14 protein-coding genes are annotated in these 16024 nt (G+C 59.7%); 5 read left to right on the top strand and 9 right to left on the bottom strand.

What is annotated here, in order from left to right; translation table 11 throughout:
* Nucleotides 1-54: 54 nt before the first annotated feature.
* Entirely contained in the window at nucleotides 55-816 is a 762-nt protein-coding gene (locus MKS85_RS06655; protein WP_188251183.1) for a CHAD domain-containing protein, read from the bottom strand.
* 106 nt (nucleotides 817-922) lie between these two features.
* Nucleotides 923-1213 (bottom strand): hypothetical protein, encoded by a 291-nt coding sequence (locus MKS85_RS06650; protein ID WP_039588883.1) that lies wholly within the window; start codon nucleotides 1211-1213, stop codon nucleotides 923-925.
* 208 nt (nucleotides 1214-1421) lie between these two features.
* Here MKS85_RS06650 and MKS85_RS06645 point away from each other — a divergent pair, with 208 nt between their 5' ends.
* Nucleotides 1422-2459: a patatin-like phospholipase family protein gene (locus tag MKS85_RS06645; RefSeq protein ID WP_047226339.1), complete on the top strand. Its 1038-nt coding sequence runs from the start codon at nucleotides 1422-1424 to the stop codon at nucleotides 2457-2459.
* A gap of 133 nt (nucleotides 2460-2592) precedes the next feature.
* Here MKS85_RS06645 and MKS85_RS06640 read toward each other — a convergent pair whose 3' ends face one another.
* From MKS85_RS06640 to kdpF, 6 genes are all read right to left on the bottom strand, one after another.
* A complete protein-coding gene (locus MKS85_RS06640) occupies nucleotides 2593-3291 on the bottom strand; it encodes a response regulator (protein ID WP_047226338.1) in 699 nt (232 codons plus the stop codon).
* 48 nt (nucleotides 3292-3339) lie between these two features.
* Nucleotides 3340-5991, bottom strand: coding sequence for a sensor histidine kinase KdpD (locus tag MKS85_RS06635; RefSeq protein WP_076385734.1), 2652 nt, complete (start codon nucleotides 5989-5991; stop codon nucleotides 3340-3342).
* A 68-nt stretch (nucleotides 5992-6059) separates the two neighbouring features.
* On the bottom strand, nucleotides 6060-6605 hold the full coding sequence (gene kdpC, locus MKS85_RS06630; protein ID WP_188251182.1) for a potassium-transporting ATPase subunit KdpC: 546 nt from the start codon (nucleotides 6603-6605) through the stop codon (nucleotides 6060-6062).
* 163 nt (nucleotides 6606-6768) lie between these two features.
* The gene (gene kdpB, locus MKS85_RS06625; RefSeq protein WP_188251181.1) at nucleotides 6769-8823 is read right to left on the bottom strand and encodes a potassium-transporting ATPase subunit KdpB; all 2055 of its coding nucleotides are present in this window, start codon (nucleotides 8821-8823) and stop codon (nucleotides 6769-6771) included.
* A 10-nt stretch (nucleotides 8824-8833) separates the two neighbouring features.
* The gene (gene kdpA, locus MKS85_RS06620; protein WP_188251180.1) at nucleotides 8834-10528 is read right to left on the bottom strand and encodes a potassium-transporting ATPase subunit KdpA; all 1695 of its coding nucleotides are present in this window, start codon (nucleotides 10526-10528) and stop codon (nucleotides 8834-8836) included.
* Between the two features lie 8 nt (nucleotides 10529-10536).
* Nucleotides 10537-10626, bottom strand: a complete 90-nt coding sequence (gene kdpF / locus MKS85_RS06615; RefSeq protein ID WP_047226333.1) for a K(+)-transporting ATPase subunit F — start codon at nucleotides 10624-10626, stop codon at nucleotides 10537-10539.
* A gap of 405 nt (nucleotides 10627-11031) precedes the next feature.
* On the opposite strand from kdpF, the gene eat reads away from it, so the two are divergent.
* Both eat and MKS85_RS06605 read left to right on the top strand, forming a co-directional pair.
* On the top strand, nucleotides 11032-12396 hold the full coding sequence (gene eat, locus MKS85_RS06610; protein ID WP_047226332.1) for an ethanolamine permease: 1365 nt from the start codon (nucleotides 11032-11034) through the stop codon (nucleotides 12394-12396).
* A gap of 119 nt (nucleotides 12397-12515) precedes the next feature.
* Entirely contained in the window at nucleotides 12516-12683 is a 168-nt protein-coding gene (locus MKS85_RS06605) for a DUF2897 family protein (RefSeq protein WP_014337248.1), read from the top strand.
* Nucleotides 12684-12863: 180 nt separating this feature from the next.
* Here MKS85_RS06605 and MKS85_RS06600 read toward each other — a convergent pair whose 3' ends face one another.
* Nucleotides 12864-13715: a DUF1989 domain-containing protein gene (locus tag MKS85_RS06600; RefSeq protein ID WP_188251179.1), complete on the bottom strand. Its 852-nt coding sequence runs from the start codon at nucleotides 13713-13715 to the stop codon at nucleotides 12864-12866.
* Nucleotides 13716-14366: 651 nt separating this feature from the next.
* Here MKS85_RS06600 and MKS85_RS06595 point away from each other — a divergent pair.
* Together MKS85_RS06595 and MKS85_RS06590 are read left to right on the top strand one after the other, a co-directional pair.
* The gene (locus MKS85_RS06595) at nucleotides 14367-14726 is read left to right on the top strand and encodes an EamA family transporter (protein WP_188251178.1); all 360 of its coding nucleotides are present in this window, start codon (nucleotides 14367-14369) and stop codon (nucleotides 14724-14726) included.
* A 17-nt stretch (nucleotides 14727-14743) separates the two neighbouring features.
* On the top strand, nucleotides 14744-16006 hold the full coding sequence (locus MKS85_RS06590) for a hypothetical protein (protein WP_188251177.1): 1263 nt from the start codon (nucleotides 14744-14746) through the stop codon (nucleotides 16004-16006).
* Nucleotides 16007-16024 lie beyond the last annotated feature (18 nt).

Here is a 16024-nt window from a genome sequence, read left to right as displayed (position 1 = left end):
TGACGCGGCGCTATCGCGAGCAGGCTCGCTCCCACAAGGGAATATCTGCAGGACTCAGGATTTTTTGAAGCAACTGGCAACGAGTTTATCGAGCACTTTATCGGACTTGGCCTCGGCCTTTTCCATGGTGCTGAGCCAGACCGGCACGCAGGATTGCAAGTCGCTTTCCTGCTTGGCCCGGGCCAGCCATTGCCAGCAATCGTGCCAGTCCCCCAAGGCGCCTTGGGCGGACTTGAGCCGTGGCATGGCTGCTTCGGGCAGGCGGTCAAGTTCGGGGTAGGCTTCAATGGCGTAGCGCACGCGCTTGATCAGCAGCCGCAAACGATGGCGATCATGGGCCGGATCGCCCAAGGCTTCGCCGAGTTTCTTCCATTGTTTGTCCAGGCGCTTTTCGATGCGTTGGCGCAGACCTTTAAGCAGGTCCTGACGTTGCGCCGCGCGAATGAAGCGCGGGAAAGCATCGAGCACCATCAGCAATTGGGCCAGCTCCGGACTGCCGGCAACGGCGGGATAAGCATCGGCCATTTGCACCTGGCGCCGCCGCGCGGCTTCGATCTTGCCGTGCTGCTCAAGGTAGGCGGCCAGCACTTCCCGGTCACGCAGGGGCGTGGTCAGCGCGCCGACCGCCGAAGCCGCCGTTTCCAGTTGCTCGACACCGGGCAACCCGCGCAACGGACGAAGCAAGCTGCGCAAACGGCGAACTGTGGTCCGCAGGTCATGCAGGGCTTCACTGTCGGTATGGGCATTGAGGCGGGCCTGACAGGCCAGCAGCCGGACTTCCAGGCCCAGTATCCGGGCCACCAGCCGATCAATCATGGGGACGTACTCCGTACGTAGCGTTGAGCGTCAAGCGGCAAGCTTCAAGTGAGGAGCAGAGTGCTCCCCTAACTTGTAGCTTGCCGCTGACAGCTTGTCGCTGCTATTAACGCCCTGCGCGGGATTCGCGGATGTAGAAACGGGCCTTCTCGGCCTTTTTGGTGCACCCCTCAAACGCTTCGAACTGCTGCTGGGTCTTGGCGCCGGTCAACAACGACAGGGCCTTGGAATAACTCACGGTGCCGGCAAAACCTTCGGCCTTGGCCAGGTCCAGTTCGCGCCAGGCGCTGTCGAGCTGGCTGCCGCAGCTATCGCGGTAAGCGGTCTTGCCGGCACAACCGGCCAGAGCCAAAACCATCAAGGATGCCACCAGGGGCAGACAAATTCGGGCTTTCATCAATTACACCTCAAGTCAGGTCAACAGTCGTGCAAGTAAGACGGTCCAGCCCGCAAAAAGTGCCAATGCCCGACCGCGTAAATACAAGTGTGGGCGAGCATACGCAAATGCCGGCACGGCGTATCAAAAAACGACACCTGCGCCACAACGATTGAGCCCAGCCGTCGATAAGTGCATTGTTAAAGTCTGTTTTACAAGAGGCCGGGTCATGACAAAACGTGTCGCATTGGTACTGGGATCGGGTGGCGCCCGGGGCTACGCCCATATCGGGGTGATCGAAGAAATCGAACGACGTGGCTACGACATCGCTTGCATCGCCGGCTGCTCCATGGGTGCCGTGGTGGGCGGAATCTATGCCGCGGGCAAGCTCGACGATTACCGTAACTGGATTGAAAGCCTGGATTACCTGGATGTGCTGCGACTGGTGGACGTCAGCTTTCGCCTGGGGGCGATTCGCGGCGAGAAAGTCTTCGGGCAAATTCGCAAGATCGTCGGCGAACTCAATATCGAAGACCTGCGTATTCCCTACACTGCCGTGGCCACCGACCTGACCAATCAGCAGGAAATCTGGTTCCAGGAAGGTTGCCTGCATCAGGCAATGCGCGCCTCGGCGGCGATCCCCAGCCTGTTCACCCCCGTGATGCAAGGCAACCGCATGCTGGTGGATGGCGGCCTGCTCAATCCGTTGCCCATCGTGCCGGTGGTGTCGAGCCATTGCGACCTGATCATTGCGGTCAACCTCAACGCCACCAACCAGAAACAGTACCGACTGCCGGTCATCCAGCGCCCGGCAGCGTTCAAGCGTCGCTTCGACACCCTCGTCAGTTCCCTGGGCTCGCGTCTACCGTTCCGTCGCAAGCAAGCCGAGCAGTTGCTGCTGCTGGAACAGGAGGCGCTAAAAGCCGAAGCCGCCGAGATCAATCCATGGCTGGAATCCGCCGAGCCCGAGGGCCAACAACCGGCCGCCGCGCCGGAATCCGAAGGTGCGCCGAAATCGGCGACCGGTTCGTTCATCATCGACAACGTTGGCCCGGCCTCGCTGCTGGATCTGATCAACCAGAGTTTCGAGGTGATGCAGACGTCCCTGGCCCAATACAAGATCGCCGGGTATCCACCGGATGTGCTGATCAACGTGCCGAAACGGGTGTGCCGGTTTTTCGAATTCTACAAGGCGCCGGAGCTGATCGCCCTGGGACGGGAGATTGCCAGCGATACGTTGGATCGCTATGAGAATGAGCAGAACTGATAGAGCGCTCGTGGCGGTGAGGGCCTCTTCGCGAGCAGGCTCGCTCCCACACTAGATCTGCGGATTCAAGAACATCACAACGCCTGTGGGAGCGAGCCTGCTCGCGATGACGGCAGCTCAGCCAACATCAAACTCAAAGTCCACCCTCCCCCAACAACCGATACCCAACCCCCGCCTCGGTCGCAATGAACCGGGGCCGGGTCGGGTCGTCCGCCAGTTTTTGCCGCAGATGACCGACCACGATCCGCAGGTAATGGGTGTCTTCGGTGTGGGTCGGGCCCCAAATGTCCTTGAGCAATTGCTGCTGGGTAATGACCCGCCCGGGATGGCGCGCCAATTGCGCCAGCACGGCGTATTCCTTGCGGGTCAGGGCCACTTCGGTGCCATCGAGCAGGACCCGGCGATAAGCCAGGTCCACCGTCAGCGGACCAAACGTCAGCGCCGCTTCCCGCGCCTCGCCTGCCGGGGCCTGACGCAACAAGGCACGAATGCGCGCCAGAAACTCCTGGATGCCGAACGGCTTGGTGACGTAATCATTGGCGCCGTTGTCCAGTGCCTCGACTTTCTGCGCTTCGCTGGCCCGCACCGAGAGCACCAGCACCGGCACCGTGGACCATTGGCGAAACTCGCGCAGTACCTGCTGGCCGTCCATGTCCGGCAGGCCCAGGTCGAGCACCAGCAGATCGGGCTTGTTCAGCGCCGCCTGGGCCAGGCCTTCGGCGCCGGTGCCGGCTTCGAGAACCTTGTAGCCTTGGGAAGTCAGGCTGATGCGCAGGAATTTGCGAATCTGCGGTTCGTCATCGATGACCAAAAGGGTCGCGGTCTGGCTCATGAGGTCCGTTCAATGCAATCAGGTGGAAAGAGAGTAACCCAGCGCCGCTCAGGCTTCATCGTCCAGGCCCGGTTGTGTCTGTAATGGCAGGTGCAGGGTGATGCAGGTACCGCGTCCGTCCAGGCCGGTGTCCACGCTGATCCGCCCGCCATGGGCACCGACCATGCCCTGACAGATCGCCAGCCCCAGCCCCGTGCCCTGCCCGCCGCGATCCCCGCGCGCAGCGGTATAGAACATGTCGAAGATTTTCTCGCGCTCTTCTTCAGGGATCCCGGGCCCCTCGTCGGCCACGGCGAAAAAAACTTCGCTGTCCGTCGCCCCTGCGCTGAGCAGCAATCGCCCGTGAGTCGGTGAAAATCGTGCGGCGTTCTCCAGCACGTTCACCAAGGCCTGTTCGATCAACGCCGCGTGAACATACAACAACGGCAACTCGGCCGGCACTTCGATGCCCACCGTCAACGGTGCCAGCACCGCCCGCAACCGGTTCAACGCGCTGCCGACGATATCGGCCGGCGACACCCAGTCCCGCGCCAGCTTCAGAGCCCCATGGCCGAGACGAGTCATGTCCAGCAAGTTCTGGATGTAGCGATCCAGGCGCTCAGCTTCATCACGGGTGCCTTCCAGAAGTTCGCGGCGATCGGCCAGCGGGATCGCCTCTCCCAACGCCAGCAGGCTGTCGATACTGCCGCGCATGGAGGTCAGCGGCGTGCGCAAATCGTGGGACACCGACGCCAACAACGCACTGCGCAGTTGCTCGGTTTCACCGTGCAGGCGCGCCGCTTCCAGATCCTGGGCCAGTTGCGCCCGAGCCAGGGCCTGCGCCAGTGGCTGACTGAGGGCCGCCAGCAGACGACGCCGCTGGCCGCTCAACGGCTTGCCTTCTTTCGGGCAAACGCCCAGCAACGCCAGCGGGCCCTCCTCTGTCGACAACGGCCACCACCACCAGCGCCCGGACGGCAGCGTCCCGGTGCCGGCGCCGGCCGGTTGGTCGTGTTGCCAAGCCCAATCGGCGGCCGCGCGCTCAGCTTCAGTGAAGGTCAATGGTTCAGCTGTCTCAACCTTCCAGCCGTCCTGGCCGTCACGGTTGAGCAGGCATAGTTGCAGGTCGTGCCAGCCGTTGAGGTGTTGCGCGGCGGCGCTGATCACCGCCTGGCGGTCGGTCGCGGCGGTGAGTTTGCGGGACAGATCAAGCAGCTCGCCGGTTTCCTGCTGGGTCTCGCGCAGCGCCTGCAACTGTCGTCGCTGGCGGGCCGCAAGATTGCCGGTCAGGGCCGCCATGAGCAAGAAGAACACCAGAGTGAGTACATCTTCTTCACGCTGGATGGTGAAGGAAAAATTCGGTGGGATGAACAGAAAGTCATAGGCCAGGAACGACAGCGCCGCGCAGGCCAGCGCAGGGCCGAGGCTGCTGCGAACCGCCACCAGCAACACCGCCATCAGAAACACCAGGGAGATATTAGGCAAGGGAAGAAGCCCGGAGACCCCCCAAGCCAGCGCACTGGCCGCCGCCGTCGCCAACAGCGCCAGCACGTAGTCGAAACCAGCCAGGGCGGCGTTTGAACGCTCACGGGCCGCAGGGGGCTGTTCATCGCGGTCCAGTACGTTGATTTCCAACCCTCTGGCATCGCGCAGCAAACGCGAAGCCAAGCCACCACCGAACAGCCGCCGACGCAGACGCCGCCTGGACTGCCCCACCAGCACCAGCGTGGCGCGACGTTCGGTGGCGTGCTGGATCAAGGTCCTGGCGACTTCACCGGCCCGTAGCAGCACCACTTCCCCACCCAGGCGTTCGGCCAATTGCTGGGCATTTTGCAGGCGCTGGCGCGATGGCTCGTCCCGCGTGCTGCCGTTGTCCACGTGTACCAGGCTCCAGGGAAGATGCCGACGCTGGGCGACGCGGCTGGCGTGGCGTACCAGACGTTCGGCCTGGGCATCACCGTCAACCCCCACCAACAATCGTCCCCGCACCGCCGGAGCCGCCTGGCCCAGTTGGCGATAGCCCTGGGCAAGATCGTTGTCCACCTGTGCAGCGGCAGTTTGCATGGCCAGCTCACGCAATGCGGTGAGGTTGGTCTGACTGAAAAATGCATCGATCGCAGCGCGCGCCTGTTCCGGCACATAAACCTTGCCATCGCGCAGGCGCTCCAGCAGCTCGCGCGGTGGCAGGTCGATCAACAGCAGTTCATCGGCCTCCTGCAGGACCCAGTCGGGCAGCGTCTCGCGAACTTGCACGCCGGTGATACCGCGCACCTGATCGTTGAGACTTTCCAGGTGCTGGACATTGACGGTGGTGTAGACATCGATGCCGGCGGCCAGCAACTCCTGAATGTCTTGCCAGCGTTTGGCATGTCGGCTGCCGGGCGCGTTGCTGTGGGCCAGTTCGTCCACCAGCACCAAGGCCGGTCGAGCCGCGAGCAGACCATCAAGGTCCATTTCCTCGAGCATCACACCGCGATACTCCGAACGCACCAGCGGCTGCTGCACCAGACCACCGAGCAGCGCTTCAGTCTCACTGCGGCCGTGAGTCTCCACCACGCCGGCAACCACCCTGACACCTTGGCGCAGTTGCGTGTGGGCCGCCTGCAGCATGGCGTAGGTCTTGCCGACACCCGGCGACGCACCCAGGAAGACCTTGAGCCGGCCCCGGTCATTGCGGGGCAGCTTGGCTAACAGTGCATCGGCGCGGCCGGAGTCGCTCATGTGTTCGGGTTCTCTTTCAGATGTTGATCAAACGCCCTGTGGGAGCAAAGCTTTGCTCCCACAGGGGTCTACAGTTTTTCCAGCGCCAGGTTCAAGGCCAGCACATTCACCACCGGCGGCCCCACCAGCGGTTGTTCGATGTGAGCGTCGAGCAGTTGCTGCACGGACGATACCGGCAGATTGCGTGCGGCGGCGACACGCGCCAGTTGATAGGCAATCGCTGCTGGTGGCAAGTGGGGATCCAGTCCGCTGCCCGAGGTGGTCAGCAGCGCCAACGGCACTGGGCCTTGACCCGGCACTTGCAAGGCCTGGGCGTCACCGATCACCCGTGCGGCCAGGGCCGGATTGCTCGGGGAAAAGTTGCTGGCGACGCTGGCTACCGTGGCGAAAGCACCCGCCGATGGACGTGGATGGAACCAGGCATCGCCCTGGAAATCCTGGGCGATCAACAGAGAGCCGCGGACCTTGCCGTCGGCATCAACGATCAGGCTGCCGTTGGCCTGGGCGGGAAACGCGACTTGCGCCACGCCCGTAACCAGCAAGGGGTACGCAACGCCGGTGATCAGGGTCATCAGAAGCAATAGGCTCAAGGCCGGGCGTATCAGAGTGAACATCCAGAAATCCTCGAATTGAATGAAAAAATTACCTGTGGGAACCACTTTGTGGGAGCAACGCTTGCTCGCGATGCGGTCACCTCGGTCTGAACCAACACCGCGTCATCGCTCATCGCGGGCAAGCCTTGCTCCCGCAAGGTGAAGGCGAGCGTTGGTTATCCGCTCAAACCAACCCCAACGCCGTCAGCAACATGTCGATCGCCTTGATCCCCACGAACGGCACCACGATCCCACCCAGGCCATAGATCAGCAGATTGCGCCGCAGCAGCGCCGCCGCGCTGGCGGCCTGCACCCGCACGCCACGCAACGCCAACGGGATCAGCACCACGATGATCAAGGCGTTGAACACAATGGCCGACAGAATCGCGCTCTGCGGGCTGCTCAGGTGCATCACGTTCAGCACACCCAGTTGTGGATAAATCGAGGCAAATAGCGCCGGCAGGATGGCGAAGTACTTGGCGATGTCGTTGGCGATGGAAAACGTCGTCAAGGCCCCACGGGTCACCAGCAGTTCCTTGCCGATTTGCACCACGTCCAGCAACTTGGTCGGATCGCTGTCCAGATCGACCATGTTGGCCGCCTCTCGCGCCGCCTGGGTGCCGTCGTTCATCGCCATGCCGACGTCAGCCTGGGCCAGGGCCGGCGCATCGTTGGCACCGTCACCACACATCGCCACCAGACGACCGTCATTCTGCTCATGACGGATGCGCGCCAGTTTTTTCTCCGGTGTGGCCTCGGCCAGCACGTCATCGACGCCGGCCTCGGCAGCAATGGCGGCGGCGGTGAGTGGGTTGTCGCCGGTGACCATCACCGTGCGAATCCCCAACTTGCGCAACTCGGCAAAGCGCTCGCGGATACCGGGCTTGACCACGTCCTTCAGATGAATCGCCCCCAGCAGCTTGCCGTCAACGCACACCAGCAAGGGGGTACCGCCGCTCTGGGCGATCTTGTCCATCTCCCGCGCCAGTGCAGGTGGCAGTTCGCTTTTCGACAGGCCGATAAAACTCAGCAGCGAATCCACGGCACCCTTGCGATACACCCGGCCCTGGTAATCGACACCGGACAAGCGGGTTTCAGCACTGAACGGCACAGCGGTCAGCAGTTCGGCGCCAGGCTCGGGTTGCGAATGCAACCCCCGCAGGTACTCGACGATGGACTTGCCCTCCGCCGTGTCGTCGGCCAACGAAGCGAATAACGCGCCTTCGGTCAGCTCCTTGACGCTCACGCCGGGCGCGGCGTGAACCGCGGCACAACGACGATTGCCGAAGGTGATGGTGCCGGTCTTGTCCAGCATCAGCACATGCACGTCCCCCGCCGCTTCCACGGCGCGGCCGGACTTGGCGATCACGTTCAGGCGTACCAGTCGATCCATCCCGGCGATGCCGATGGCCGACAACAGCCCGCCGATGGTGGTGGGAATCAACGTCACCAGCAGCGCCACCAGAAACACCAGCGGCAAATTACCGTTGGCGAAATGCGCGAACGGCTGCAGCGTCACCACCACCAGCAGGAAGATCAGCGTCAGGCCGATCAGCAGAATATCCAACGCCACTTCGTTGGGCGTCTTCTGCCGCTTGGCGCCTTCGACGAGGGCGATCATACGGTCCAGGGTGGATTCACCGGGGTTACTGGTGACGCGCACCAGCAGCCAGTCGGAGACCAGGCGCGTGTTGCCGGTGACGGCTGAACGGTCGCCGCCGGACTCGCGGATGACCGGGGCCGATTCGCCAGTAATCGCCGCCTCGTTCACTGCGGCGATGCCTTCGATCACTTCACCATCGCCAGGAATCATCTCCCCCGCCTCGACGCGTACCACGTCGCCTTTTCGCAGGCGGGTGGCGGCTATCACCTCAAAGCCGTTGGCCGTCTGGCGACGTGCGCTGAGGCCTTCGCTACCGGCCTTGAGACTGTCTGCCCGAGCCTTGCCACGACCTTCGGCCAGGGCTTCGGCAAAGTTGGCGAACAGCACCGTGAACCATAGCCACAGGGCAATTTGCGCGGCAACAAAAGTCGGCACGCTGCTGTCCGGAACGAAACACAACACCGTGGTGAGAATTGCGGTCAGCTCCACCACCAGCATCACCGGGGCGCGGTGCAACTGGCGCGGATCGAGCTTGACGAAAGCTTGCACCAGCGCTGGCCGCCACAAGGCCGAAATCGCGGTTTTCGGTTGCTCCGACGCCTTGGCGACGACGGTTTTGCTCATTGGCATATTCATCATCAGATCCTCAGAAACCCAGGCTCAGGTGTTCGGCAATCGGCCCCAGGGCCAGGGTCGGCAGGAAGGTCAGGCCGCCCACCAACAAAATGGTCACGGTGAGCAGGGTCACGAACAGCGGGCCGTGGGTCGGGAAGCTGTTCGGGCCGATCGGCGCGGTTTTCTTCAGCGCCAGGCTACCGGCCAAGGCCAGCACCGGCAGGATGTAGCCGAAACGACCGATCAACATGCCCAGGCCCAGCATCAGATTGTGAAAGGGTGTGTTGGCACCAAAACCGGCGAAGGCCGAACCGTTGTTCGCACCCGCCGAGGTGTAGGCATACAACAACTGGCTGAAGCCATGGGCACCAGGGTTGCTCACCGCTGCAGCAGGTCCGGGCAGGCTCGCAGCAATGGCCCCCAGCCCCAACACGCTCACCGGCATGACCAACAGGGTCACCACCAGCAGTTGCACTTCTCTGGCTGCGAGTTTCTTGCCCAGGTATTCCGGGGTACGGCCAATCATCAATCCAGCCAGGAACACTGCGATCAGCACGTTCAGCAGCATCCCGTAGAGCCCCGCGCCGACGCCGCCAAAAATGACTTCGCCGACCATCATGTTCACCAGCGAGACCATGCCGCTCAGAGGATTGAGGCTGTCATGCATGCCATTGACCGAGCCATTGGAGGCCGCCGTGGTGGTGACGGACCACAGCACCGTGGCCGTGGTGCCAAAGCGCGCCTCCTTGCCCTCCAGTGGCGCGGTCTGCTCCACCGAAGCGTTATGCAGCGCCGGGTTGGGTTGGGATTCGGCCCACAACGAGGTAGCGCCGCCGATCAGAAACAGTACGAGCATGCAGGCGATGATCGCCCGGCTCTGGCGCAGGTCCTTGACGTAATGGCCGAAGGTGAACACCAGCGCGGCGGGAATCAGGATGATCGACGCAACTTCGAACAGGTTGCTCCAGGCCGTCGGGTTTTCGAAGGGGTGTGCCGAATTGACGCCGAAGAAACCACCACCGTTGGTGCCCAGTTGCTTGATCGCGATCTGGCTCGCGGCCGGGCCCAATGGAATCACTTGATCCGCGCCTTGCATCGTCAACCCATGCACATAGTGCGCGAAGGTTTGCGGCACGCCCTGCCACACCAGGAACAGGGCCAGCAACAGGCACAGCGGTAACAGCCCGTAGAGGGTGGCGCGGGTCATGTCGACCCAGAAGTTACCCAGCGTTGCAGCGGATTTGCGCCCAATTCCGCGACACAGCGCCACCAGCACGGCCAGGCCGGTAGCTGCGCTGACAAAGTTCTGCACAGCCAGGCCAAGCATCTGGCTCAGGTAGCTCAACGACGCTTCACCGCTGTAGGACTGCCAATTGGTATTGGTGGTGAAACTCACCGCTGTATTGAATGCCTGGGTCCATTCCATACCCGGCACTTTTTCGGGGTTGAGTGGCAAATGCCCCTGTAACAGCAGAATCGCGAACAACAGCGAAAAGCCGGCCAGATTGAAAGCGAGCAAGGCCAGGGTGTACTTCTGCCAGCTCTGCTCAACGGTGTGATCGACGCCGGCCAAGCGATAGCAACCACGTTCCACCGGGCCAAGAACAGGTGAAAGCCAAGTGCGCTGGCCTTCCATCACCCGGTAGTAGAAACGCCCCAGAAACGGTGCAGGGATCAGCACCAGCGCAAAGAAGGCGAGGATCAGCCCGTAGTCATAACCGTGCATAGCCACTCCTAGTTCCGATCCGCGCGCAGCAGCGCAATCAGTAGATAAATGAACAGCGCCGCTGCCAGCAGCAGCGACACCCCGTCCAGAAGGCTCATGGGATTTCTCCGTCGTACGGCGTCATGCCGTGTGTGGAGTGATTGTCGGCAGGGAGGGCGTAAAGGAACGAGATCGAGAGAGGGGTTGGGGGATAAAGAATGTGTAAAAAAGGGGTTGGTGATTGGCTGGGTGGGCCTCATCGCGAGCAGGCTCGCTCCCACAGGGGATCTTCAGTGGAGGCAAATTCTCTATTCACAACAGATCAAATGTGGGAGCGAGCCTGCTCGCGATGAGGCCCGCCCCGGCGCTGACGCTCCGAACTGGAGCACAAAATCGAGCCATCAGGCAGCGAACATCCCCGATACGACACAATTTCACCCATTACGACCACCGCCGCCACACTGGCACGCCCACTGCACTGCCCCACCCCAGCGCTTTTGCTATGGATCGAGGGGGAGCCACCGATGAACACACAACTCAAACCCACCCTGGGCACCCTGCATTTATGGGGCATTGCCGTCGGGCTGGTGATCTCCGGCGAGTACTTCGGCTGGAGCTACGGCTGGGGCGTTGCCGGAACGCTGGGCTTTCTGGTGACATCATTCATGGTCGCGGCCATGTACACCTGCTTCATCTTCAGCTTCACCGAGCTGACCACCGCCATCCCCCACGCTGGCGGACCATTCGCCTACAGCCGCCGGGCCTTTGGAGAGAAAGGTGGGTTGATCGCCGGCCTGGCGACGCTGATCGAATTCGTCTTCGCACCACCGGCCATCGCCCTGGCCATCGGTGCCTACCTGAACGTGCAATTCCCGGCCCTGGACCCGAAACACGCAGCGGTCGGTGCCTATATCGTGTTCATGGGCCTGAACATCCTCGGAGTAAAACTGGCGGCGACCTTCGAACTGATCGTCTGCGTGCTGGCGGTGGCCGAACTGCTGGTGTTCATGGGCGTAGTCGCCCCGGCGTTCAGCTTCAGTAGCTTCGCCTTGAACGGCTGGGCCGGTTCCGATGTGTTCGGCGCGCCGGCCATCGCCGGGATGTTCGCCGCAATCCCCTTCGCCATCTGGTTTTTCCTGGCCATCGAGGGCGCGGCCATGGCCGCCGAAGAAGCCAAGGACCCGAAACGCACAATTCCCAAGGCCTACATCAGCGGCATCCTGACCCTGGTGTTCCTGGCCATGGGCGTGATGTTCTTCGCCGGTGGCGTGGGCGACTGGCGCACCCTGTCCAACATCAACGACCCGCTGCCCCAAGCCATGAAAACCGTAGTCGGCGAAAGCTCCGGCTGGTTGCACATGCTGGTGTGGATCGGCCTGTTCGGCCTGGTGGCAAGCTTCCACGGCATCATCCTCGGCTACTCGCGCCAGTTCTTCGCCCTCGCCCGCGCCGGCTACCTGCCCGCCTCCCTGGCCAAACTCTCACGCTTCCAGACCCCGCACCGGGCCATCATCGCCGGCGGCCTGATCGGCATCGCGGCGATCTACAGCGACGGCCTGATCAACCTCGGCGGCATGACCCTGACCGCCGCCATGATCACCATGGCGGTGTTCGGCGCGATCGTCATGTACATCATGAGCATGCTCAGCCTGTTCAAACTGCGTAAAACCGAACCCAACCTGGAACGCACCTTCCGCGCGCCGGGCTATCCGATCATCCCGGGTATCGCCCTGGTACTGGCAGTGGTGTGCCTGGTAGCGATGGCCTGGTTCAATGCGCTGATCGGGCTGATCTTCCTCGGTTTCATGGCGGTAGGCTTCTTGTACTTTGTGCTGACCGCACAACTGCGCGCCGATGCCCCGGCCGATGCGATGCTCACCGGGCTTTGAGGTGAACCCGGCACAACGGGCGTAATATGGAACCACTGCGAACAACCTTCGCTCATAAGTGGTAGGTGCGGTGGACAGGCGAAACGTTCGTCGTCCATCGCCCCCTCAAGGAGAACCCTATGCCCTGGTACGCCTGGTTAATTCTGATTGTTGCAATCGGCTCGATCGTGGGTGGCTTGATGATGCTGCGCGACACCGCCCACAAGGTCGAACTGACGGATGAACAACGCAAGCGTGTTGCCGAGCGCAATGCCGAGATGGATGCGAAGGAGGCCAAGGATCGTTGAGCCGCTACAGTCCTGATTGCATGACGCTTTGTGGCGAGGGAGCTTGCTCCCGCTGGGGCGCAAAGCGGCCCTGAATCTGCTGGCGCGGAGTGTCAGGCTAATCGGGTTTGGGCTATTGGGGCTGCTACGCAGCCCAGCGGGAGCAAGCTCCCTCGCCACAAAAAGCCAGAGCTTGCTACATCACTGCTCCCAATCCGCCTTGGCAATCTGCAAGCCATGCAACCCCTTGTACGCCGCCCGCTCAGGCTGGCTCCAGCCCGACAGCAATGAATCCTCCAATCGATAGATCTCCACCCCCAACGGACGACAGACACTGAGGGGATCCTGCGCATCCGGCCCCCACATCGCCAGCGACAGATCGCCGCCGGGGCAAGTGGACAAGGCACACAGCAAATCGATCTCGGCAAAGAACTCCAAATAATCGCCCTTCTTCGCCGGACAGGCCTTCATGAAGTACATGTCATCATGATTGAGCCCAGTACATTGGAAAATATTCAGCACATCGTGCACATCGAACTCGGTCAGCCCATGGGGTAATACCGCACGGGTCAGGTTCGAGTGGCAGTGATGGTGAAAATCCTCGCCGGTCAGCATCCTGTTCACGTACGGATCACAGCGCGTCCCCAGCAGGTCGTGCAATCGTCCACCATGCTCGTCGATGCCATAATCGGCCAGACTGTCATCGGTAATGGTCACCAATGGACGCAAGAATGGCAGGTTCGACCACAACCGATCATGAGTGCTGACATGAGCGCCCTGCAGCTGACGCGTGCGCGCAGCCCACAGGCGTTCCCGTGGATCGTGGGCATTCCACACGTTGAAGTCCCCCACCTGCGGGCCCACCGGAGCCGTAACGCGGAACACATGCCCGGCGGGTACGTGCCAAGCGCGGCCGGTACGGATGGGGACCTCGAACTGTTCGATCAGGGTGCGCTTGTCCTGCTGGGTGCGGATGCGGTCGTAGAAGGGTTTGTCCACTTGCAGAGCCGAGCCTTTGCTGACTTGGTAGGCGGCTGGGTAGTTTTTGTGCATGGGGTGGGTCCTTGATCAGGGGGTGAGTCGGTCGCGATAGAAATGGGAGTCACCTGACCCCATACAGATTCATATATATAGAACTACTGCATACTGCGAAGCGAGTTGAAAGATGCTTGCGTAGCTCTCATGAAGGGGACATCGCCCCCATGAGTTCGCCAAAAACCGCTCATTCCACTGCAAACGTGCCATACGAGGCATGGAGCAACCCCATGCGCCTTATCGATTGCGGCACAGCTCCAACTGACAGTCAACGGGTTCGCGTGATCAAGGGGCAATCCTACCCAAGGTAAGGACCTTCAGCATTCACCGTTGTGTCTTGTCACCTGACAATCCCAATTGCTGATGTAGCTTCCATCCAGCAACGGGCTGACCTTTGCAAACGATTCTCCCGCAGAAATCCCTCTGCCAAATTTAAACGCATGCCCCCATAGGGGGTGGCCTCAATTTGAAAAAAAGACTAACATGCATGTTTACAATCGACATGGATGTAATTAGCTAGCCACTCATAAAAACTTAAAGACCAGATAATAAAGGCGCTCGCTTAAATGGCAATTAAACCTACGCAGCATCGCCTATATATATGGCCTTGACGTTAAACAAAACACAAATACTGGCCATCAAAATTTTAATTGGGGCGCAATATCAGACATGAATCAAACTAATATTTTAGTCTGCATCGGTTGTGCAGTTGCAGTTGCCGCCGGCCAAATACTCATGAAAGTAGCAAGTAGTTCCTGGAACGAATCTGGACTACTCGCCATTCGTACATTATCTTGGTTGCTTTTAGCATTTTCAGTGTATGGTATATCTTCGTTGGTTTGGATTTACGTACTGCGGCATGTCCCGCTTTCGCAAGCCTATCCGCTCATGTCGATCACTTTTCTATTAGTTCCGATAGCGGGCGCATTATTTTTCGCGGAAAAATTCGACTGGATCAATATCGGATCTTCTTTACTCATTATGGCGGGTATTTCCTTAGCCTCTTTTGCACGTAGTAGTATCTCTTAAGGATGGGGGTTGATGCGATGAAGCGTACATTAGTTATCGAACTTAATGAATTCAATGTCGGACTTCTGCAGCAAGCAGCTGAACGTTTCGGGCTGGAGCATGTACAGTCGGTTCTAAATTGGTCTCATTGCGAAACACAAGCCGATCACGACAAAGAGCACGAGGGGCTTGATCCTTGGTGCCAATGGGTATCGATACATACCGAACAACCTTCCGCGAACCACAAAGTAATTCGACTCGGGGATGTCGATAAGCTTCAACATCCACAAATTTGGGAGCGTTTGGGAGAGGAAGGAATCAGCACCGGCGTATGGGGGGTAATGAACGCTCGGCGTAATGGCGCTCGGCTAAATCATTTTTTTACCACCGACCCATGGAATTTCACCGAAACTCCCTATCCTAAAGCAGTTGCAGGCTTCTTTGCGTTACCCGTGTACTATTCAAAAAACTACATGGATTTATCATATATTCAAGCGGCTAAAGCCGCCTTCACCACATTGATCACTATTTTCAAGCAGCTGCCATTTAGCATGTTAAGCAGAGACCTTGTATTCCTACTTCGTCAAATGCGCGGCTCCAAATTTAATACTTGCTTTTTGTTTGGTGCTTTTGAATTACTGTCGACAAGACTGTTCGTAAAATTGAGAAAAAAACACAACCCCGACGTGAGCTTTGTTTTTTTGAATCTCATCGCGCACTTTCAACATCATGACTGGAAAAACGTCAATCAAATCGACGAAGACTCTCGCGCAGTATTCGAATTCCTGAATCGAATTCTTGGCATACTATTGAATGACAACACGACCCAACGAGTACTTGTGCTTAATGCATTCACACAAAAAAACGTCAATCAAGATGCGCTTTATTGCTACAGGCAAATAAACCCTTTAGGCTTTTTACAGCGAATTGGTTTACAGCCAACACGTGTTGAACAATGTATGACAAATGATGGGCATGCTTTTTTTTCGACAGCCGAAGCGTGTCAAAACGCCGCCGCCTGCTTACAAGAAGCAAGGATTGGCGGCTCGCCAGCATTTGCAATTGAAGTTGATGAACGGCAACCAACTAGACTATTTTATCAATTTTCATACTGGGCGACGGCGGATTCAAATACGACCCTTGACATTGCAAATAGGTCCATCCCGCTATTTAGTGAGTTTGCTTTGCATGCAAAAAGGACCGGAGCCCATGTGCGCGAGGGCAATGCATTCTTTAAAGATTTAGAGCTGCCATCCACAACTCCAAATTATGAGATTTTCAAGTATGTTTGGCCCCGTTAGGACACAAATACAATGTCC

Origin of the sequence: Pseudomonas sp. JL2 (genome assembly GCF_031570495.1) — a bacterium.
Lineage (GTDB): Bacteria > Pseudomonadota > Gammaproteobacteria > Pseudomonadales > Pseudomonadaceae > Aquipseudomonas > Aquipseudomonas rhizophila.
The sequence above is the reverse complement of the archived record's forward strand: the minus strand, read 5'-3'. Positions and strand labels throughout refer to the sequence as shown.